Below are 20,363 nucleotides of genomic sequence, written 5' to 3'. Positions count from 1 at the left end.
CAGCGTCAGCTATGACCTCTGTGAACGGTCAACGGTTGTGCTCCTTCGCGGGGATATTTCCCGCTCATCCGAGGTACGCGGGAACGCCCGGCTCATCCGACGTGGGTGCGGAAGCGGTCCACGATCTCCGCCAGCACCTCCGCGCCGTCCCGCGCCCACAGCGCCGGGTTGAAGATTTCCACCTCGATGGGCCCCCGGTAACAGCCGGCCGCCTCGACCCGTTCGCGGAACCACCGCAGATCCACCGATCCGTCACCGAGCTGCCCGCGCCCCAGCAGGACCCCCTCGGGCAGCGGGGTGACCCAGTCGGCGAGCTGGAACGCGGCGATCCGCGACGGCCCGTCGCCGGCGGCGCCCGCGCGGGCGATCTGCGCGCCGACCGCGTCGTCCCACCACAGGTGGTACGTATCGACGACCACCCCCACCTGCGCGGCGGGGAACCGCTCGGCGAGGTCCAGGGCCTGGGCGAGCGTCGAGACCACGCACCGGTCCGCCGCGTACATCGGGTGCAGCGGTTCGAGCGCCAGCCTGACCCCCCGTTCCGCCGCGTACGGCCCCAACTCGCCCAGTGCGTCCGCGATCCGCTCCCGGGCACCGACCAGGTCCCGGCTGCCGGCCGGCAGTCCGCCGGAGACCAGCACCAGAGTGTCCGTCCCGAGGGCGGCCGCCTCGTCGACGGCCGCCCGGTTGTCGTCCAGGGCGGCCGCCCGCTCGCCCGGGTCCGTCGCCGTGAAGAACCCGCCCCGGCACAGGCTGGTGACCCGCAGCCCGGCGTCCCGTACGAGCCGGGCGGCCGCCCGCACCCCGTACTCCTGCACGGGGGCGCGCCACAGGCCCACGCCCCGTACACCGGCCCGGGCGCATCCGTCGGCCAGTTCGGGCAGTGACCACTGCCGGACGGTCTCCTGGTTGAGGCTGAGGCGGGCGAGGAGGGCGGACAGGTCGTCGCTCATGCGTCCTCCGCGCCGTGGGCGGCGAGCAGGGTGCGCATCCGCCGGGCGGCGCGTTCCGGGTCCGGGAACAGGCCCAGTGCGTCGGCCAGTTCGTAGGCGCGCCGCAGGTGTCCCGGCGAGCGGGCCGACTGCAGCCCGCCCACCATGGTGAAGTGCGGCTGGTGGCCGGCCAGCCAGGCGAGCAGGACGATGCCGGTCTTGTAGTAGCGGGTGGGTGCCTGGAAGAGGTGGCGGGCCAGCGCGACGGTCGGGTCCAAGGCGGCCCGGAACGCGGCCACGCCTCCGGGGCCCGCGGCGTCGAGATGGCGTACGGCCTCGGCGGCGCGCTGGGCGAGCGGGTCGAAGATGCCCAGCAGCGCATGGCTGAAGCCGTGTTCGTCGCCCGCGATCAGCTCCGGGTAGTGGAAGTCGTCGCCGGTGTAGCAGCGGACGCCCGGCGGCAGCCGGCGGCGCAGCCGTACTTCCCGGCCGGCGTCCAGCAGCGAGATCTTCACGCCGTCCACCGTGTCCGGGTGGGCGGCGACGATCTGGAGCAGCGTCTCCGTGGCGGCGTCGTATGCGTCGCTGCCCCAGTAGCCCGCCAGCGCCGGGTCGAACATCGGGCCGAGCCAGTGCAGGATGACCGGCCGGGTGCTCTGGCGCAGGAGCTGGCCGTACAGCTCCTGGTAGTCGTCCGGGCCGGTGGCGGCCGCGGCGAGCTGGCGGGACGCCATCAGGACGGGCCGGCCGCCGGCGTCCTCGACGACGGCGAGCTGTTCCTCGTAGGCGGCCCGCACCTCGGCCAACGTCGCCCCGTGGGCGGGCAGTTGATCGGTTCCGACGCCGCAGGCGAGGAGTCCGCCGACCGCCCTGGCCTCGGCGGCGGAGCGGCGGATCAGCTCGGCGGCGGCCGCCCAGTCCAGGCCCATCCCGCGCTGAGCGGTGTCCATCGCCTCGGCCACGCCCAGGCCGTGCGCCCACAGATGGTGGCGGAAGGCGAGGGTGGCGTCCCAGTCGAGGGCGGCCGGGCCGCCCGGTGTGGTGGCGGACGGATCGGCCACCACATGGGCGGCGGCGAAGACCGTACGGGAGCGCAGCGGGGGACGCGCGGAAGGGCAGGAGGAGCAGGAGTCCGGCAGGGGCGGCGGATCCGGGAGCGGCGCGGCGGGGGAAGCGGCGCCCGGCCCGGGCGGGGAGGGGTGCGCCGGGGCGTTCACCGGCTCAGCTCCGGTACCGGCAGGCGGCGTCCCTCCGCCGAGGACTGCAGCGCGAGTTCGGCGAGCTGGACGCCCCGGGCGCCCGCCGCCAGGTCCCAGCGCCAGGGCTCGTCCCGTACGACATGCCGCAGGAACAGCTCCCATTGCGCCTTGAACCCGTTGTCGAAACCGTCGTTGTCGGGGACCTCCTGCCACTGGTCGCGGAACGGCTCACAGGCCGGGACGTCGGGGTCCCAGACCGGCCTCGGCGTGCCGGCGCGGTGCTGCACCCGGCAGTGGCGCAGCCCGGCGACGGCCGACCCCTCGGTGCCGTCCACCTGGAACTCCACGAGTTCGTCGCGGTGCACCCGGACCGCCCAGGAGGAGTTGATCTGCGCGACGATGCCACCGGCCAGCTCGAAGATGCCGTAGGCGGCGTCGTCGGCGGTGGCGGCGTACGGGGTACCCGACTCGTCCCAGCGGCGCGGGATGTGCGTGGCGACGTGCGCCTGGACGCTGCGGACCGGCCCGAACAGTTCGTGCAGGACGTACTCCCAGTGCGGGAACATGTCGGCCGCGATGCCGCCGCCGTCCTCGGCGCGGTAGTTCCAGGAGGGCCGCTGCGCCGGCTGCCAGTCCCCTTCGAAGACCCAGTAGCCGAACTCGCCCCGTACGGACAGGATGCGGCCGAAGAAGCCGCCCTCGACGAGGCGGCGGAGCTTGCGCAGGCCGGGCAGGAAGAGCTTGTCCTGGACGACGCCGTTCTTGACGCCCGCCTCCCGGGCCAGCCGGGCCAGTTCCAGCGCGCCCGCGAGGCCGATGGCGGTGGGCTTTTCGACGTACAGGTGCTTCCCGGCGGCGATCGCCTTCTTCACTGCTTCTTCGCGGGCGGCGGTGACCTGCGCGTCGAAGTAGATGCCGATGCCGTCGTCGCCCAGTACGGCGTCGAGGTCGCAGCTCCAGTGCTTCACGTCGTGGCGTGCGGCCAGGGCCCGCAGCTTGGGCGCGGAGCGGCCGACGAGCACCGGCTCCGGCCGGATCACCGTCCCGTCGGCGAGTGCGAGGCCGCCCTGGTCGCGCAGGGCCAGGAGGGAGCACACCAGATGCTGGCGGTATCCCATGCGCCCGGTCACACCGTTCATGGCGATGCGTACGGTCGTGCGTGTCACGGTCCGGCCCCTCTCGCTCACCGCAGGTAGGCATCCGGACCCAGTAAGCGCTTTCTCCGGCCGGGGCGCCAGCATGCGTGGCGGGGCGGCGAGGGCCGGCTGGGGGCGGCGGGGGCGCGGGAGAAGGCGGTGCAATCGGGGCAGAACGGGGGGCTTGCAGATCGGCCCAGGAGATTTATCCTTGACCCAGTCAAACGATGACTCAGTCAACGATGGGCTGGCCGATGACCACACCACCCGATACGGATACGACGGCCGACACCCCGCGCGACCCCTCAGCCGACCTCCATGAGCTGCGCAGATTCAACCGCTTCTGGGTCAACCTGGTCTGCTCGCTCGACTACGGCCGACATCTCCCTACACCGTTCACCGACACCGAGGCCCGGGTCATGTACGAGCTCGCCCGCCGCCAGCGGGTGGACTCCGCGGACCTCCGGGTGACTCTCTCGCTGGATGCCGGCTATCTCAGCAGGCTGCTCAGGGGGTTCGAGGACCGCCTGCTGATCACCCGCGTTCGATCCGAAGAGGATCGCCGCCGGCAGCGCATCATGCTGACCCCGCTCGGCTGGGAGGCGGCCGGGCTGCTGGAGCAGGGGTCCCAGGAAGCCGCGAGCACCCTGCTGACGGATCTCTCCGCGGCGGACCGGGCCCGCCTGTTGCACTCGATGCGGGCCATCCGCGTCCTGCTCGGCGAGGACGCGGAGGACCTGGCCGACGCCCGGGCACCCCGGATCACGCTGCGCACCGCCCGCCCCGGTGACCTGGGCTGGATGGTGGAGCGCAACGCCGCCCTCTATGCCGACGAGTACGGCTTCGATCTGAGCTATGAGGCGCTGGTGGCCCGGATCGTGGCGGAGTACGCCGAGGCCTTCGACCCGCAGTGGGACCGCACCTGGATCGCGGAGCTGGACGGGGAGCGGGCGGGCGCCGTGATGTGTGTACGGGACGGCAGGCCGGGGGTCGCCCGGCTGCGGCTGCTGCTGGTGGAGCCGAGCGCCCGCGGTCATGGCGTGGGACGTCAACTCATCGATTCCTGCGTGGAGTTCGCCCGCGAGGCCGGGTACGACGAGATGGTGCTGTGGACCAACTCCATACTCGACGCGGCCCGCGGCATCTACCAGCGGGCCGGATTCGAGCTGGTCGCCGAGTCGGCACACCACAGCTTCGGTCAGGACCTGGTCGGACAGGACTGGCGGCTGACGCTCTGACCGGGGCGGAGGCGGCCCCCGGTATCTCCGGCGGTGCCGGCCCGCGGGCCCGTCGTGCCACGCCGGGCGGCTCACCCGGCGCAATGAGGGCAGGGACATCGGGGCAGGGGGGAAGGACGGGGAGAGAACGGGAGAACATCAGCGACCAGGAGGAGCGCAGGCATGGTCAACACGGGCGACACGGACGGCTCCACCCCGGCGATGCGATTCGCCTTCTCGACCCTCGGTGTGCCGGGGATGCCGGTGGCGGAGGTGCTGCGGCTGGCGGCCGACACCGGGTATCAGGGGGTGGAACTGCGGGCCCATCCGGAGGAGCCGGTGCATCCGCTGCTCGGGACGCGGGAACGCGCCGCGGTGCGCGGCCAGTTCGCCGACGCCGGGGTCGAGATCCTGGCGGTGGCCGGATACGCCAGGGTCGCGGCCGCCCGGGATGCGGCGGGCGAGGAGGAGCTGGCGCACGAGCTGAGCGAGCTGGTACTGCTCGCGGCGGATCTGGGGGCGCCGTACGTCCGGGTCTTCCCCGGCGGCGGTGACCGCCCGGCGGCCGAGGCGGATGCGGACGCCGCCCGCCGGCTCGCCGCGGTGGCCCCGCTCGCCGCCGAACGGGGCGTCCGGGTCCTGCTGGAGACCCATGACTCCCACCGCACGGGCGCGGACGCAGCCCGCATTCTGGGCCCCGTGGGGCATCGTCAGATCGGGGCGCTCTGGGACGTGCTGCACAGTTGGCTCGGCGGCGAGGAGCCCGTCGACACCCATGCCGCACTCGCCCCGCATCTGGGCTATGTGCAGGTCAAGGATGTCGCCTCGGCCGACGAGCGCGCCCCGCTCCCGCTCGGTGCCGGCGCCCTGCCGCTGGCGGCCGTCCTGGGCACCCTCATCCGGGACCCCGAGGACGCCCACGGCCCCGTGCCGGCTCCCGAGGGCAGCTACGACCAGGGGGCGGGCGGCTGGCTCTGCTGGGAGTACGAGAAGCGCTGGTACCCCCAGGCGGCCGACCTCCCCGACCTGCTGGCCCCGGGCCGCGCACACCTTCAGCGGCTCCTGTCCGGGTCCGCCGCCCGGTCCTGACCCCCGCCCGGCCGCAGGGGGAGCGACGCTCCTCTCCAGGAGCCCGACGCCGGCTCCTAGCCCTGCCCGGCCGCAGAGGGACCGCCACCCCTCCCGCGCCCCGCGCCCCGCGCCCCGCCACAGGCGAAGCGCACCCTCCCCCGCCCCGCCGCAGGGAGCGCGCCCGCCCTCCCCCCCTGACGCCCCATCACACATCCCCGCCCGCCCCGCAATCCCTGGGCGCCACCACGGAAGGAGTCATTGACCGACAATAGTTTTCCGGCTATCCGTGTCTCCTTGGAAGTTTCCTTCACAGAGCCGAGGAAGCCCTCCGGAAGGAGCGCAGATGCACTCCAGACGTACCGTCCTGACCACCGCGGCCGCCGCAGCCGCCGCCGCTGCCGCGGGCGCCGCCCCCGCGCACGCCGCGGCGTCCCCCCATGGGCACCGGCCCCCCTCCCCCGCCACCCGGGCCCGGCTGCGCCGCCTGATCTCCCGTATGACTCCGGAGGAAAAGGTCGGCCAGCTCTTCGTCATGCGGATCTACGGGCATTCCGCCACCGACCCCGACCCGGCCGATGTCGCCGCGAACCAGAAGGAGATCGGGGTCGCCAACGCCGCGGAGCTGATCGCCAAGTACCACGTCGGCGGCATCATCTACTTCGGCTGGGCGCACAACACCCGTGAGCCGCATCAGATCGCCGACCTCTCCAACGGCATCCAGAAGGCCGCCGCCGCCCAGCGCGTGCCCGTGCCGCTGCTGATCTCCACCGACCAGGAACACGGCATAGTGGCCCGGGTCGGGGCGCCCGCCACGCTGTTCCCCGGGGCGATGGCGCTGGGCGCGGGCCGCTCCCGCGACGACGCCCGTACGGCGGGCCGGATCGCCGGCGAGGAGCTGTTCGCGATGGGCATCCGGCAGGACTACGCGCCGGATGCCGATGTGAATGTCAACCCCGCCAACCCTGTCATCGGCGTCCGCTCCTTCGGGGCGGACCCGCAGGCCGTGGCCCGTATGGTCGCCGCCGAGGTGACCGGCTATCAGGGCGCCGGGGTCGCCGCCTGCGCCAAGCACTTCCCCGGCCACGGCGACACCGACACCGACAGCCATGTCGGGCTGCCGTACATCCACCACACGGCCGAGGAGTGGGAGCGGCTGGACGCGCCGCCGTTCAAGGCCGCGATCGCCGCCGGCATCGATTCGATCATGACGGCGCACATCGTCGTGCCCGCCTTCGACCCGCGCGAGGACCCGGCCACCCTCTCCCGGCCGATCCTCACCGGCATTCTGCGCGAACGCCTCGGCTACGACGGTGTGGTCGTGACCGACTCCCTCGGCATGCAGGGCGTACGGGTGAAATACGGCGACGCCCGGGTGCCAGTGCTCGCCCTCAAGGCCGGTGTCGACCAGTTGCTGAACCCTCCGGACCTGGCCGTCGCGCACGCCGCCGTCCTCAAGGCGCTCGCGGACGGTGAGCTGGCCGAGCGGGACCTCGACGCGAAGCTGATGCGCATCCTGCTGCTCAAGGACCGGCGCGGGCTCTTCGCGAACCCCTACACCACCCACCGGGCGGTGGACCGGGCCGTCGGTATCCGCAGCCATCTCGCCACCGCGGACCGGATCGCGGACCGCACCACCACCCTGCTGCGCAACGACGCCGGGATCCTGCCGCTGTCCCGGCGCCGGGAGCGCAGGGTGCTGGTGGTGGGCTTCGACGCGGCCGCGCCGTCCGGCACCGGCGGCCCGCCCACCACGGTCCTGGCGAAGGCCTTCACCGAGCTCGGCTTCACCGCCACCGCGCTGTCCACGGGCCTGTCGCCGGGCCGGCAGCAGATCGACGAGGCGGTGGCGGCGCTCGCCGCGCGGGACGCGGTGGTGGTGGCCACCTACAACGTGACCGCGGACTCGCCCCAGCGGAAGCTGGTCGCCGCGCTGCTGGCCACGGGTAAGCCGGTGGTGCAGCTGGCGGTCCGTAATCCCTACGACATCGCCCAGTTGGCCGGGGTGCGGGCGGCGCTGGCGAGCTACTCCTGGACGGATGTGGAGCTGCGGGCGGCGGCCCGGGTGATCGCCGGCCGGCGGAACCCGGCGGGCAGACTGCCCGTCCCGATAATGCGTGCCGACACCCCGACCACGGCGCTCTACCGGATCGGCCACGGCCTGTCGTACTGAGCGAGGCCGGGACACGAGCACGGACACGGCGCGCCCTCCCCACCCGGGGAAGAGCGCGCCGTGTCAGCGATCTCGGCGGCCCTGCGGTCCAGCGGGCCGAGGCCTACGGCCCCGCTGCCCTACGGCCCCGCTGCCCTACGGCCCTACGGCCCTACGGCCGCAGCAGCGGCATCCGCCGGATCTCCTGCCTGTCCAGCTGCTTGTTGAACGGCGCCAGCGGCTTGGCCTCGCCGCCCGGGGCCGGGACGCCGGCCCAGTCGAGAAGCTCGGCGGTGGCCTTGGTGCGGTCGGCTTCCTTCAGCTTGGCGATGTTCGAGCCGTGGTTGCCGCCGGGCACGGTGAAGACGTACGAGTTCCGGGCGCCCCGGCCGAGCTCGAAGTGCTCCGAACTCCACGGGTCGTACTGCCCGTTGACGAACATCATCCGGTTCGCGTGGTGGCGCACCCAGTGATCGACGTCGGGCATCGCGCGCGTGTCGAAGCGCATCGGGATGTCCTTGGGCACGAACGACCGCGAGTTGTTGATCCCGGGGTACTTCAGCAGGCCGGCCAGGTTCGGGTAGGCGTAGCCGGGCTCCCCCAGCTGGGTGCCGGCCTGGTAGTAGTACGGCGTGTACGGCTCCATGCCCTGGTCGGTGTAGCTGTCGAAGCCGCCGACCTTGTCCATCCACGCCCACAGCCCGTCCGTGGAGACAGTCGGCTTGGGGACCTCGGCACAGGCGGTCTCGGCCGGCTGGTACTGCCAGAAGCCGAACACCAGGTCCGTGACCATGACTTCGTAGGCCCGGTCGGCGCTGCCGACGGTCTTGAAGGTCTGCTTCTTCTCGTCGGCCCAGTCCTGGAAGCGGCCGACCATCTCCTTGCGGCGCAGCAGGGCCTCGCGCTCGATGGCGGCGAGGTCGGCGCGGCACTGCGCGGTCCCGACGTGCTTGAAGAACCGGTCGTACGCGGAGTCCTCGTCGTTGCGTACGTCGTTGGGCGCGACGTAGGCGACGGTGCCGTTCATGTCGTGCGGGAAGAAGCGGCGGTAGTAGGTGGCCGTCATGCCGCCCTTGCTGCCACCGGTGTCGATCCAGTTCTTCGCGTAGATACGGTGCAGCGCCTGGAAGATGCGGTGCTGGTCGTCGGCGGCCTGCCGGATGTTCAGCTTCTTCCAGTCCGTGGGAGTGGGCCGCGACGGGGTGAAGTAACGGTACTCCAGAGAGACTTGGTTGCCGTCGATGATCTTGGTGGGCTCGCTGCGGGACGGCGTGGTGCTGACGTTGTAGCCGGAGGTGAAGAACACCGTCGGGCGGTCGACCGACTTGTGCAGCAGGGTCAGCCGCTGCTGGAACGTCCCCTTCGACGGATGCCGGTGGTCAATCGGCTGGGTGTAGTTCAGGACGAAGTAGCGGTAGCCGTCTACCGGCTTCTCTTCGATGAGGCTCATGCCCGGGATCGCCAGGATCCGGTCCTTGATGTCCTCGGTCTTCGGCTCGGCGGCGGTGGCCGCTCCTGCCGACACGCTGCCGCCGCCCACCGTGCCTATGAGCACGGCGAGTGACAGCAGCCATCTGGTGGCCTTGCGCATGCACCCTCCCCTTGGGATAGCAAAGGTCGGGCTGAACCTATCGGCGCATGTCGGGCGCCACCAGCCCTCGGAGCCATCCGGCGGATCCTCCGGACGGCCGCGGCCGGGGCGGGCAGCGGACGGACCTCGGCGCAGGAAGCCGGGCAGGCAGCGGACGGGACCGGGCGCAGGGAGCCGCCCGCCCCCGCGCAACGGCGGGCCCGGTCACGCGGCCTCAGGCCGCGAGCTCCTCCTCCTCGCCGGTGAACGTGCGCCACAGCTCCGCATAACGCCCGTCGTGGGCCAGGAGCTGGGCATGGGTGCCGTCCTCGGCTATTCGGCCGCGGTCGAGCACCACCACGCGGTCCGCGCGGGCCGCGGTGGTCAGGCGGTGGGCGACGATGAGGGTGGTGCGGCTGCGGGCGGACGGGCCGTCACCCGAGCGGGCGGAGTCGAGGGCGCGCAGCCGGTCGGTGGCCTGATTGACGACCGCTTCGGTGGCGAGGTCCAGCGCCGCAGTGGCCTCGTCGAGCAGCAGCACGTCCGGGTCGACGAGTTCGGCGCGGGCCAGCGCCAGCAGCTGGCGCTGGCCGGCGGAGAGGTTGCGGCCGCGCTCGGCGACCTCGTGGAGGTAGCCGCCGTCGAGGGTGGCGATCATGGCGTGCGCGCCGACGGCCCGGGCGGCGGCCTCCACCTCGGCGTCGGTGGCGTCCGGGCGGCCGTAGGCGATGGCGTCGCGGACCGTGCCGGCGAAGAGGTAGGACTCCTGGGGGACCACGCCCAGGCGGCGGCGATAGTCCGTCAGATCCAGCTCGCGCAGGTCCGTGCCGTCGATCCGGACGGCTCCCGCGGACGGGTCGTAGAACCGCGCGACCAGCTTGACCAGGGTGGACTTGCCGGCGCCGGTCTCGCCGACGAAGGCCACGGTCTGGCCGGCCGGGATGGTCAGGTCGACGCCGGCCAGCGCCGGCGCCTCCCCGCCGCCGTAGTGGAAGTGGACGTCGTCGAAGGTGATGTGGCCGCGCAGCGCGGGCACCTCGCGGGGCCGCTCGGCGGCGGGCGTGGTCGTCGGCTCGCGCAGCAGCTGCTGGATGCGGCCGAGCGAGACGGACGCCTGCTGGTAGCCGTCGAAGACCTGGGAGAGCTGCTGGACGGGGGCGAAGAACAGGTCGATGTAGAGGAGGTAGGCGACCAGCGCACCGGCCGTCAGGGTGTGGTTGCCGACCCGGTCGGCGCCGACGATCAGCACCAGCGCGGCCGCCACGGACGACAGCAGCTGGACGAACGGGAAGTAGACCGAGATCAGGAACTGGCCGCGGACCCGGGCCCGGCGGTAGGCGTCGCTGCGGGCCGTGAACCGCTCCTCGCCGCTGTGCTCGCGCCGGAACGCCTGGACGATCCGCAGTCCGGCCACGCTCTCCTGGAGGTCGCCGTTGACGACGCTGATCCGCTCGCGGGCCAGTTCGTACGCCTTGACGCTCTGCTTGCGGAAGAAGTACGTGCCGATGATGAGCGGCGGGAGGGTGGCGAAGACGACCAGGGCCAGCTGGACGTCGATGGCCAGCAGCGCGACGAGTATGCCGAAGAAGGTGAGTACCGAGACCAGGGCGGTGACCAGGCCGGTCTGCAGGAATGTCGACAACGCATCGACGTCGGTGGTCATCCTGGTCATGATCTTGCCGGTCAGTTCGCGCTCGTAGTAGTCGAGTCCGAGGCGCTGGAGCTGGGCGAAGATCTTGAGGCGGAGGGAGTAGAGGACCCGTTCGCCGGTGCGGCCGGTCATGCGGTTGCCACCGATCTGCGCGGCCCACTGGGCGAGGACCACGAACAGGGCGAGCGCGGCGGCCGTCCAGACCCCGATCAGCGCACCGCGCCGGACGCCCTCGTCGATGCCCTGCCGGATCATGACCGGCAGCAGCAGTCCGGCGACGGCGTCCACGGCGACCAGCGCCAGCGCGAACCCCAGCGGCCGGCCGAAGCCGTGCAGCAGCCGGCGCAGGCCGTAGGAGCGCTCGGGGCGCAGGGCCCGGTCCTCGTCGATGTCGGGGGTGTCGGTGGCCGGCGGCAGGGCGGCGACCTGGGCGAGCAGTTCGGGCGAGGAGGAGAGCCCGGCCATTGCCGCGCCGAGGCCGGGCCCGGCGCCGGCCGCCGAGCGGGCAGCCGTCCCGGCCGCGCCCGCCTCGGCCTCCTGCTCACGGCGGACCCACAGCTCGGGGGTGATCGTGCCGGACCTGCCGTCCGCTCCGCCGTCGGCCTCGGCGGCGTCCGTCCCCCACTCCGGCACGCAGTCCGTGGCGAATTCGGCGTCGAAGGCGCCCACCAGTTCGCCCGCCAGTTCGCCCGCGGGGTCGTGCTCGACGCCGCCCAGCTCCTCCGGGTCGGTCAGCAGTCTGCGGTAGAGCGCACAGCGGCTCTCCAGCTCCTCCTGGGTACCGATGTCGACCAGCCGTCCCCCGTCGAGGACGGCGACCCGGTCGGCGAGCGCCAGGGTGGAGGCGCGGTGGGCGATCAGCAGGGTCGTACGGTCCGCCATGACGCCGCGCAGCGCCTCGTGGATCTCGTGCTCGACCCGGGCGTCCACCGCCGAGGTGGCGTCGTCCAGGACCAGCAGCCGGGGGTCGGTCAGGAGGGCGCGGGCCAGGGCGACGCGCTGCCGCTGACCGCCGGACAGGGTCAGGCCCTGCTCGCCGACCTTGGTGTCATAGCCCTCGGGGAGCGCGGAGATGAAGCCGTCGGCCTGGGCGGCGCGGGCCGCGGCACGCACCTGCGCGTCGGTGGCCTCCGGATGGCCGTAGGCGATGTTGTCGCGTACGGAGTCGGAGAACAGGAAGCTGCTCTCCGGGACCAGCCCGATGGCGCCGCGCAACGACTCCAGGGTCAGCTCGCGTACGTCGTGGCCGCCGATCAGGACGCGGCCCGCGGTGACGTCGTAGAAGCGGGGCAGCAACAACGAGACGGTGGACTTGCCGCTGCCGGACGTGCCGACCACGGCGACGGTCTCGCCGGCCTCTATACGCAGCGAGAACTCGTCAAGAACGGGGCGGAGCGGGCCTGCCGCCGCGGGCTCCCCGTCGTCACCGCGGTGCGGCGGTGCGTAGGCGAAGGTCACCCGGTCGAATTCGACGGTGGCGGGGGCGTCGGCGGGCAGCGGGTGGGCGTCCGCCCGTTCCTGGAGGGCCGGTTCGGTGTCGATCAGCTCGTAGACCCGCTCCACGCCGGCCCGGGCCTGCTGGCCGACGGTCAGCATCATCGCCAGCATCCGGACGGGTCCGACCAGCTGCGCGAGGTAGGTGGAGAAGGCGACGAAGGTGCCGAGGGTGACGTGGCCCTGGGTGGCCATCCAGCCGCCGAGGGCCAGCATCGCGACCTGGCCGAGCGCGGGGACGGCCTGCAGCGCGGGGGTGTAGCGGGCGTTGAGCCGGACCGTGCGCAGCCGGCCGGCGAACAGCCGGCGGCTGACCTCGCGCAGCTTGCCGGTCTCCTGCTCCTCCTGCCCGAAGCCCTTGACGACCCGGACGCCGGAGACCGCACCGTCCACGACACCGGCCACGGCGGCCGCCTGTCCCTGGGCGTACCAGGTGGCGGGGAAGAGCCGGGTGCGGCTGCGGCGGGCGATGAACCACAGGGCGGGGGCGACGGCCAGCGCGACGACGGTGAGCAGCGGGGACAGCAGCACCATCACGACCAGCGAGATCACGAACAACAGGACGTTCCCGATCATCATCGGGATCATGAACAGCAGGCTCTGGATCAGCTGGAGGTCGCTGGTGGCGCGGCCGACGACCTGGCCGGTGCTCAGCTCGTCCTGCCGCCGGCCGTCGAGCCGGGCGATCGCGGCGAACATCCGGGTGCGCAGATCGTGCTGGGCGTCCAGGGCGAGCCGGCCGCCGTAGAAGCGGCGTATGTAGGTGAGGACGTAGACGACGACCGCGGCGACGACCAGCAGGCCGGCCCAGGGGCCGAGGGGGCGCGTATGCCGGACGATGACGTCGTCGATGATCAGCCGCGGGACGAGCGGGACCAGGGCCAGCACCGCCATGCCGGCGAGCGAGGAGCCCAGCGCGAGCAGCACGTCCTTCTTGTACTGCCAGCAGTCGCGGGTCAGCCGCCGCGCCCAGCCCACTGGTTTCCTGTCCGTCCCCGCCACCCGGTGCCTCCCGCGCCTCGACACTTACCGCATGGCCCAACACCGCCGGCGGCGGATTTCATCCCGCCGTGACATTTCCGGCGGCCGCGGGGCCGGGCGCGCGCCGGTGCGGGCAGCGCGACGGCCCCGTCCCGCGGGTGCGGGGCGGGGCCGTCGCCGGGTGCGGCGCAGCGGGCTACTTCAGGCGCTGCACGGTCAGCTCGGTGATTCCCGGATGCGGCTTGGGCTTGCCGCCGGCCGCCGGGGTCCGGTCGCCCTCGACCGTGACCCGTACGTAGCGCGCCGTGGTCCGGCCCGAGTATCCGGTGCCCGTCCAGTGCTTTCCGTCCCGGGAGACCTGGACGTTGTACGACTTCGGGCGGGTCGCGGTCCAGTGCGGGGTGATCTGGCCGATGAGGGTGGGCCGGCCGAGGTCGACGGTGAGGGTGCCGGTGGCGGCGTTGGGCACCCATGCGGTGGTGGTGTTGCCGTCCAGCGCGGCGCCCGCGTACAGGCCGGGCTCCTCCGAGGTCGCCGTGGCCGTGGTGCAGCGGGCCGCGTTCGACGTCGGCGTCTGATCCGGGCGGCGGGTCTTCAGGACGGCCGGCACGCCCCGGCTGACGATCTTGTCGCCCTCGGGCGTCTCGATCTTCATCGGTGCCCCGGCGGTCAGCCGCACGGTGGTCTGGTGCGCGCCGATCTCGATGTCATAGGTCCGGCCCTGCCAGTGCAGCCCGCGCAGGGTGACGCCCTGGGACAGCTGAGGCGGCAGCATCGGGTCGAGGTGCACCGCGTTCTCCCGCAGCCGCAGCCCGGTCAGGCCGTTGGTGAAGGTCTGCAGGAAGCCGCCCTTGCCGGTGAGGAAGTCCTGGGCGGGCTTGCCGGCGTGCGGGTCGGTGGCGCCGGCCTTGTTGCCGCGCGCCTCGGAGAACTCCTTGAACGGCCCGCGGACGAACGGCTTGATGGCCCGCTGGAGGTAGGTGTAGGTCGCGCAGCCGGGCTCGCCGATGGCGGCCGCGTCGATGGCGTGCACGGAGTCCGTCATGGCCGGGCCGTCCGGGTCGGTGTGCCCGGCGTAGAAGTCCAGCGTGCGGGCCGCCTGCGCCTTCGACATCGGCCATTCCAGCGGGTACATCAGCAGCACGGTGTCGGCCTGCTTGATGGTCGTGCCCTTGTACCCGGCGTACTGCTCGAAGATCTTCTTCTTGCTGTCGTAGGGGATCCGCAGCTTGTCGGCGATGGTCTTCCAGGAGGCCGGTGCCTTCTCGCCGAGGATCCCGGCGACGCGGGTGGCGTTGCGCAGCGCGGTGGCGGCGCCGGCGTTGGTGAAGACCCCGTCGTTGACGCCGTTGCTGTACTCGTCGGGCCCGGCGACGTTCTTGACGGAGTAGCTGCCGTCGGCGTTACGGGTGGCCCGGGAGGCCCAGAATTCGGCGATTCCCTTGAGGACCGGCCAGCCGCGGGACTTCAGCCAGGCGGTGTCCTTGGTGGCGAGGTAGTACTGCCAGGCGGCCAGGGAGATGTCGCCCATGAGGTGGTTCTGGGTCTTGCAGTGCGGCGGGTCCCAGCTGTGGCACTCGTTCCACAGGTTGCCCTTGCTGCCGCTGGTCCAGGGGTAGAACAGCCCGTCGTAGCCGAGCTTCTTGGCGTTGGCGCGGGCCCCGGCGCGGGTCTTGTAGCGGTAGTCGACGATGGACCGGGCGAGCGTGGGGTGGGTGGCGAGCAGCCCCGGGTACATCCAGGTCTCGGCGTCCCAGAAGACCTCGCCGGCGTAGTTGTCGCTGGTCAGGCCGGTGGGGCCGATGCTGTTGTCGCTGCCGGCGCGAGTGGAGGAGAGCAGTCCGTACTGCGCCGAGCGCACCCAGGACTGCATGTCGGGCTGTCCCTTGACCTCGATGTCGCTGCGCCACAGCCGCTGCCAGGCGGCGGTGTGCCGGGCGAACAGGGCGTCCCAGCCGCGGGCCGCGGCCCGGCGCGAGGCGGCGTCGGCGGCGGCCCGCGGGGAGCGGGAGGTGAGCGCGGTGTCCACGCCGACGTACTTGGTCAGCTCGTAGGAGCGGCCGCTGCGGACCGGGAAGGACACCCGCTGGCGGTTGCTCAGCTTGTCCTTCTGCGGCTCCTGGCGGGGCTGTTGTGCCTGCACGCCGGGCCCGGTCCGCAGGGTGGAGGCCACCGTGCCGTCGGTGTTCGTCCCGTCGGTGCGGAACCCGACGTCCATGGTGCGGCCCTTGTGCGAGCCGCCGGCGGCGGACGGCGCCATGCGGCGGGCGCCCCGGCCGTCGAGGCCGTCGGTGACGGTGGCCGCGCCGCTCCAGTGGGGCGTCATCCGCAGCCGGACCGCGCCGGTGTGGGCGTCGTTGCGGTCGGCGAGCACGTCGTAGACCAGGTCGGTGCGGCGCCCGTCGGCGGCCGTCCAGGTCAGCGAGGTACGGACGAAGCCGCAGCGCAGGGAGAGGGACTGGCGGTAGTTCGAGATCCGGCCGGGTGCGGTGGCCGAGGAGAAGGTGTCGGGGCGGGCCCCGCCGGTGGCCACGTCGAGCGTGGACCAGGTGGGTATCGCGGCGATCGCCTGCCGGCCCTGCACGTCCTTGGGGCCCTTGGCGTACAGCCCGGACACGAACGCGCCGTCGTAGGCGGGCGTCTTCAGCGGCCAGCCGGTCTTGCCGCCGGGTGCGGCGTAGCCGGTGCCGTTGGGTGCGACCCGCGCGCCGAGGTACCCGTTGCCGACGTAGGCGTCGTAGCCGCCCTTGGGGTCGATCTTGGTGGAGGTGGCGGTCCAGCCGTCGCCGCCGTCGCCGTCCAGGCAGGGCTCCTGTTGAGCGCCACCGGCTGGCGGGCCTCCTGCGGGCACCCGCTCGGGCGCCGCGGCCGAGGCCGAGACGGGTGCGAGGACCGCGACCAGGGCCCCTGCGAGCAGCGGGGCGACCAGCTTGCGCGAGCGGCGGGCAGGCCGGGGCCGCCGCTCCGCCTCGTCCCGCGGCGGCCGGTCGACGGGGTGCTGTGCCGAATGATCCATGGTTCTCCGTTGTGACGTGCGCGTCCGTACCGCGTCATGGCATGCGGAACGGACATCACCTTGAACATCATCAGGCCCCCGCCTGCACGGCACCCTAGGACGTATCCGCCGTTCAGGTCACGGGATCCGCCGCACTTGGTCACCAACGGTTTCGTTCCGGGCCCCCGATTGGTCAGCGAGCTCCCTGCGGCTACACTTTTAGACTGACCAGTCAGATCAAAGGGGAGGGGTGTTCGTGAACACCACCCGCCAGGGGGCGGCCGTCAACGCCCGAGGAATAGGAGTGGAGGGCCCACGGGGGTGGGCGTTCCAGGGCATCGACATCACCGCGGAGCCGGGCGCGCTGATCGCCGTCCAGGGCTCCTCCGGTTCCGGCCGTACCTGCCTGCTGCTGGCCCTCACCGGCCGGATGCGGATCACCGCGGGCGAGGCGACGGTCGCCGGACTCCCGCTCCCGAAGCGCATGGGCACGGTGCGCAGCCGTACCGCCATCGCCCATGTACCCGGCGTCGTCGAACTCGAACCGGCCCTCACGGTCGGCGAACACCTCAAGGAACAGGCCCTGTTGGGCCACCGCTTCCAGGGCCTGAGCGCCTCGCTCCCCTGGGGCAAGCGACACAAGGAAGCCACCCGGGCCCGGATCGACGCCGCCCTCGCGGCCGTCCGGCTCGACCCCGGCACCCTCGTCAAGGGTCTGGGGACGGCCGTGCGGGACCTGGAGCGGATCGAGGCGCTGCGGCTCTCCGTCGCCCTCGGGATCATGCACGGCCCGCAGCTGCTGGCCGTCGACGATGTCGACCTCAAGCTGTCGGCGGAGGAACGCGCCGAGGCCTGGCAGATGCTGCGGCACCTGGCGCAGGCGGGCACCACCATCGTGGCCGCCGGCAGCGAGGCCCCCGCGGACGCCCTGGTCGTACGCACCACGCCCGCACCGACGACCGCGGCCAAGACCGAGGCGGCGCCTGCCGACACCGAGGCCGACGCGGCGCCCGAGGCCGAGGCCGACGCGCCCGCTGACGGCTCCGGCACGGCAGGCGGCACCCACACCGACGAGACCGACAAGGAGGAAGCAGCGCATGCGTTCGCCGAGACTGGCCGCGCTTGAGCTCCGGCGGTTCGGCCGGGGGAAGCTGCCCCGGCTGGGCCTGGTGGCCCTGACGCTGATCCCCCTGCTGTACGGAGCGCTGTATCTGTGCTCCTTCTGGGACCCCTACAGCCGCCTGGACAAGATCCCGGTGGCCCTCGTCAACGAGGACCGCGGCGCCACCGCCGACGGCAAGAAGATCACCGCGGGGGACGACCTGGCCGACAAGGTCAAGGACAGCAAGACCTTCCACTGGGAGGAGGTCAGCGCCGCGGACGCCGCCAAGGGCGTCGAGAACGGCACGTACTACCTCTCGCTGACCGTCCCGCAGGACTTCAGCAAGCGGATCGCCTCCAGCTCGGGCGACGACCCGCAGACCGGCGCGCTCAAGGTCCGTACGAACGACGCCAACAACTACGTCGTCGGCTCGATCTCGAGGTCGGTGTTCTCCGAGATCCGGGCCAAGACCTCGGCGAGCTCGTCGCGCGCCATGCTCGACAAGATCTTCGTGTCGTTCTCGGACCTGCACGACCAGACCGCCAAGGCGGCGGACGGGGCCGGGAAGGTCGACAAGGGGGTCGGCTCGGCCAAGAAGGGCTCCGGGGACCTCGCGGACGGCCTCGGCAAGCTCAACGAGGGCGCCGGCAAGGTCAGTCAGGGCGCCGGTGACCTGAGCAAGGGCGCCTCTTCGGCCGTCGCCAAGGCCCAGGAGCTCAGCGCGGGCGCGGGCCGGGTCGCCGACGGCACCCAGCAGCTCGCCGACAAGGTCCACGGCATCGCCAAGAAGGACCTGCCCTACCTGCGCAAGCACGGCAAGGAGATCGGCGAGGGCGCGCAGTTCGTCGCGAACGCCACCGAGACCCTCGACGACGTCCTCGACACCCTGCCGGGCGACTCCGCGAAGGCCGCCACCCAGGCCCGCAAGAACGCCGACAACGCCGCGGAGATCTACCAGGACCGCTGCGGCGGGCTGCTGGACACCGACCCCGACTGCACCAAGCTGAAGGCGCTCGCGGACGGCAGCAAGGTGGCCGCCGACGCGGCGGAGAAGGTCAACGACTCCATCGCCGGGGCGGACTTCGGGCCGATCCGCAGCAAGCTGCACGAGGTGCACCAGGGCGCGGTGATGGTCGCCGAGCAGGCACCGGGCATCGCCCAGCGCGCGGACACCGCGATCCGTCAGATCAACGCGCTCAACGCCGGCGCCCACAAGGTCTCGCAGGGCGCGGGGCTGTTCGCGGACGGCATCGGCACCCTCGCCGACGGCGCGGGCAAGGTCGCCGACGGCGCCGGCAAGGTCCACAGCGGCGTCGGCACCGCCAAGGACGGCGCCACCAAGCTCACCGGCGGTCTCTTCAAGCTCAAGGACGGCACCAACCAGCTGGCCGACGGCCTGCACAGCGGCGTCGCCAAGATCCCGGACTACAACAAGAAGGACCGTGACGCCCGCACCGAGGTGATGGCCGACCCGGTCGAGCTGGCCTCCCAGTCGATGCACAAGGCGCCCAACTACGGCACCGGCCTGGCGCCGTACTTCATCCCGCTCTCCCTCTGGGTCGGCGCGATGGTCGCGTTCATGCTGCTCCCGGCGCTGGGCAAGCGGGCCCTGGCCGCGGGCGCCCCGGGCTGGCGGATCACCCTCGGCTCCTGGCTGCCCGCCTACGCCGTCGGCGTCGTACAGGTGCTGGCCCTGATGGCCGTCCTGCACTGGGGCCTGGGCCTGCAGATGGCCCGCTCGGCCGGCACCGTCGGCTTCCTGCTGCTGGCCACGGCCTGCTTCACCGCCATCATCCAGCTGCTGGGCGCGTTCTTCGGACCGGCCGGCCGGGTGCTGACCCTGATCGTGCTGATGCTCCAGCTGACCTCGGCGGGCGGCACCTACCCGGTGCAGACCAGCCCCGGGTTCTTCGCCGCCATCCACCCGTTCCTGCCGATGAGTTACGTGGTCGACGGCCTGCGCCGGCTGATCACCGGCGGTGACCTCGGCATCGTCTGGCAGGGCTGCGGTGTCCTGGTGGCCTTCACCCTCGGCGCGCTGGCCCTGACCGCCCTCACGGCGCGCGGCCGGCAGGTCGTACGGATGAAGGATCTGCACCCGGAACTGAGCCTGTGAGTGTGCTCCCGGTCTCCCGGGGCGGTGCCGGCGACGGCGCCGCCCCGGGGGCCGACCCCGCCCCCCGGCGTGCCTCGACCCGCCGCCGGCTCTTCGACGCCGCCGTCGTCCTCATCGCCGAACAGGGCTTCTCGGCCACCACCGTCGACGAGATCGCCGACCGCGCCGGCGTCGCCAAGGGCACCGTCTACTACAACTTCGCCAGCAAGAACGTCCTCTACGAGGAGCTGCTGCGGGACGGCATGGACCTGCTCGCCGGCTCGCTGCGCCGGGCCGCCGACTCCACGGTGGCCGCCGGCGGCACCCGGGTCGACGCCCTGGACGCCATGATCCGGGCCGGTCTGGACTTCATCGCCGGCTCCCCCGCCCTGATGCAGCTCTACGTCGCCGAACTGTGGCGCACCAACCGCACCTGGCGCGCCACCCTCACCTCCGTCCGCGGCCGGGCCCTGACCGTCGTCGAGTCCGTCCTGCGGGACGCCGTGGCCGCCGGCGAACTCTCCGCCGAACTCGACATCTCCCTCACCGCCTCCGCCCTCCTCGGCATGGTCCTGGTGGCCGCCCTGGACTGGCAGTCCTTCCAGCCGGACCGCTCCGTCGAGGACGTCCATGCGGCGCTGTCCCGGCTGTTGCAGGGGCGGGTGGGGGCGGGCGGGCCGTAGGACCGGTCGCCGTACCGCTGCCGCACGAAGGCCGGCCCGGTCGTGGACAACTGCCCACGACCGGGCCGGCCGCACGCTTGCGGGCTCA

Annotated in this window: 12 protein-coding genes; 6 read left to right on the top strand and 6 right to left on the bottom strand. The window is 72.6% G+C overall.

The genetic code is table 11. From position 1 onward, the window contains the following. Nucleotides 1-92 precede the first annotated feature (92 nt). The 3 genes from CPH93_RS22425 to CPH93_RS22415 all read right to left on the bottom strand — a co-directional run bounded on the left by CPH93_RS22425 (nucleotide 93) and on the right by CPH93_RS22415 (nucleotide 3,297). On the bottom strand, nucleotides 93-953 hold the full coding sequence (locus CPH93_RS22425) for a sugar phosphate isomerase/epimerase family protein (RefSeq protein WP_096213871.1): 861 nt from the start codon (nucleotides 951-953) through the stop codon (nucleotides 93-95). Then, a complete protein-coding gene (locus CPH93_RS22420) occupies nucleotides 950-2,071 on the bottom strand; it encodes a dihydrodipicolinate synthase family protein (protein WP_231977465.1) in 1,122 nt (373 codons plus the stop codon). The genes CPH93_RS22425 and CPH93_RS22420 overlap by 4 nt, the downstream gene beginning before the upstream one ends. A 74-nt stretch (nucleotides 2,072-2,145) precedes the next feature. Further along, entirely contained in the window at nucleotides 2,146-3,297 is a 1,152-nt protein-coding gene (locus CPH93_RS22415; protein WP_096215542.1) for a Gfo/Idh/MocA family protein, read from the bottom strand. 224 nt (nucleotides 3,298-3,521) lie between these two features. Between CPH93_RS22415 and CPH93_RS22410 the strand changes: the two genes are divergently transcribed. From CPH93_RS22410 to CPH93_RS22400, 3 genes are all read left to right on the top strand, one after another. Then, on the top strand, nucleotides 3,522-4,505 hold the full coding sequence (locus tag CPH93_RS22410; RefSeq protein ID WP_096215541.1) for a bifunctional helix-turn-helix transcriptional regulator/GNAT family N-acetyltransferase: 984 nt from the start codon (nucleotides 3,522-3,524) through the stop codon (nucleotides 4,503-4,505). A gap of 201 nt (nucleotides 4,506-4,706) precedes the next feature. Further along, nucleotides 4,707-5,573 carry a sugar phosphate isomerase/epimerase family protein gene (locus tag CPH93_RS22405; RefSeq protein ID WP_162501026.1) on the top strand — a complete coding sequence of 289 codons (867 nt, stop codon included), beginning with the start codon at nucleotides 4,707-4,709 and terminating at the stop codon, nucleotides 5,571-5,573. Nucleotides 5,574-5,898: 325 nt separating this feature from the next. Then, nucleotides 5,899-7,725, top strand: coding sequence for a glycoside hydrolase family 3 protein (locus tag CPH93_RS22400; protein ID WP_096213869.1), 1,827 nt, complete (start codon nucleotides 5,899-5,901; stop codon nucleotides 7,723-7,725). A gap of 151 nt (nucleotides 7,726-7,876) precedes the next feature. Here the strand turns inward: CPH93_RS22400 and CPH93_RS22395 are convergent, their stop codons facing one another. The 3 genes from CPH93_RS22395 to CPH93_RS22385 form a co-directional block, all read right to left on the bottom strand. After that, a complete protein-coding gene (locus CPH93_RS22395) occupies nucleotides 7,877-9,295 on the bottom strand; it encodes a S28 family serine protease (RefSeq protein ID WP_093483332.1) in 1,419 nt (472 codons plus the stop codon). A 214-nt stretch (nucleotides 9,296-9,509) separates the two neighbouring features. Beyond that, nucleotides 9,510-13,421, bottom strand: coding sequence for an ABC transporter ATP-binding protein (locus tag CPH93_RS22390; RefSeq protein ID WP_096213868.1), 3,912 nt, complete (start codon nucleotides 13,419-13,421; stop codon nucleotides 9,510-9,512). A 175-nt stretch (nucleotides 13,422-13,596) separates the two neighbouring features. Next, nucleotides 13,597-16,416: a discoidin domain-containing protein gene (locus tag CPH93_RS22385; protein ID WP_096213867.1), complete on the bottom strand. Its 2,820-nt coding sequence runs from the start codon at nucleotides 16,414-16,416 to the stop codon at nucleotides 13,597-13,599. Nucleotides 16,417-16,651: 235 nt separating this feature from the next. Between CPH93_RS22385 and CPH93_RS22380 the strand changes: the two genes are divergently transcribed. From CPH93_RS22380 to CPH93_RS22370, 3 genes are read left to right on the top strand one after another with little or no spacing between them, the layout of a single operon-like run. After that, complete coding sequence (locus CPH93_RS22380) at nucleotides 16,652-17,521, top strand: ATP-binding cassette domain-containing protein (RefSeq protein ID WP_096215540.1); 870 nt, start codon at nucleotides 16,652-16,654, stop codon at nucleotides 17,519-17,521. Further along, nucleotides 17,493-19,613, top strand: coding sequence for a YhgE/Pip domain-containing protein (locus CPH93_RS22375; RefSeq protein ID WP_096213866.1), 2,121 nt, complete (start codon nucleotides 17,493-17,495; stop codon nucleotides 19,611-19,613). Before CPH93_RS22380 ends, CPH93_RS22375 begins: the two co-directional genes overlap by 29 nt. Further along, on the top strand, nucleotides 19,610-20,275 hold the full coding sequence (locus tag CPH93_RS22370; RefSeq protein WP_093483335.1) for a TetR/AcrR family transcriptional regulator: 666 nt from the start codon (nucleotides 19,610-19,612) through the stop codon (nucleotides 20,273-20,275). Before CPH93_RS22375 ends, CPH93_RS22370 begins: the two co-directional genes overlap by 4 nt. Nucleotides 20,276-20,363: the final 88 nt, after the last annotated feature.

This window comes from Streptomyces sp. 2323.1, assembly GCF_900221035.1.
GTDB classification, from domain to species: Bacteria; Actinomycetota; Actinomycetes; order Streptomycetales; family Streptomycetaceae; genus Streptomyces; species Streptomyces sioyaensis.
The sequence above is the reverse complement of the archived record's forward strand: the minus strand, read 5'-3'. Positions and strand labels throughout refer to the sequence as shown.

What these genes read in the sequence shown, in the direction of transcription:
- CPH93_RS22425 (WP_096213871.1), bottom strand. Translation starts at nt 953, where the DNA reads ATGAGCGACGACCTGTCCGCCCTCCTCGCCCGCCTCAGCCTCAACCAG.
- CPH93_RS22410 (WP_096215541.1), top strand. Translation starts at nt 3,522, where the DNA reads ATGACCACACCACCCGATACGGATACGACGGCCGACACCCCGCGCGAC.
- CPH93_RS22405 (WP_162501026.1), top strand. Translation starts at nt 4,707, where the DNA reads ATGCGATTCGCCTTCTCGACCCTCGGTGTGCCGGGGATGCCGGTGGCG.
- CPH93_RS22400 (WP_096213869.1), top strand. Translation starts at nt 5,899, where the DNA reads ATGCACTCCAGACGTACCGTCCTGACCACCGCGGCCGCCGCAGCCGCC.
- CPH93_RS22395 (WP_093483332.1), bottom strand. Translation starts at nt 9,295, where the DNA reads ATGCGCAAGGCCACCAGATGGCTGCTGTCACTCGCCGTGCTCATAGGC.
- CPH93_RS22385 (WP_096213867.1), bottom strand. Translation starts at nt 16,416, where the DNA reads ATGGATCATTCGGCACAGCACCCCGTCGACCGGCCGCCGCGGGACGAG.
- CPH93_RS22375 (WP_096213866.1), top strand. Translation starts at nt 17,493, where the DNA reads ATGCGTTCGCCGAGACTGGCCGCGCTTGAGCTCCGGCGGTTCGGCCGG.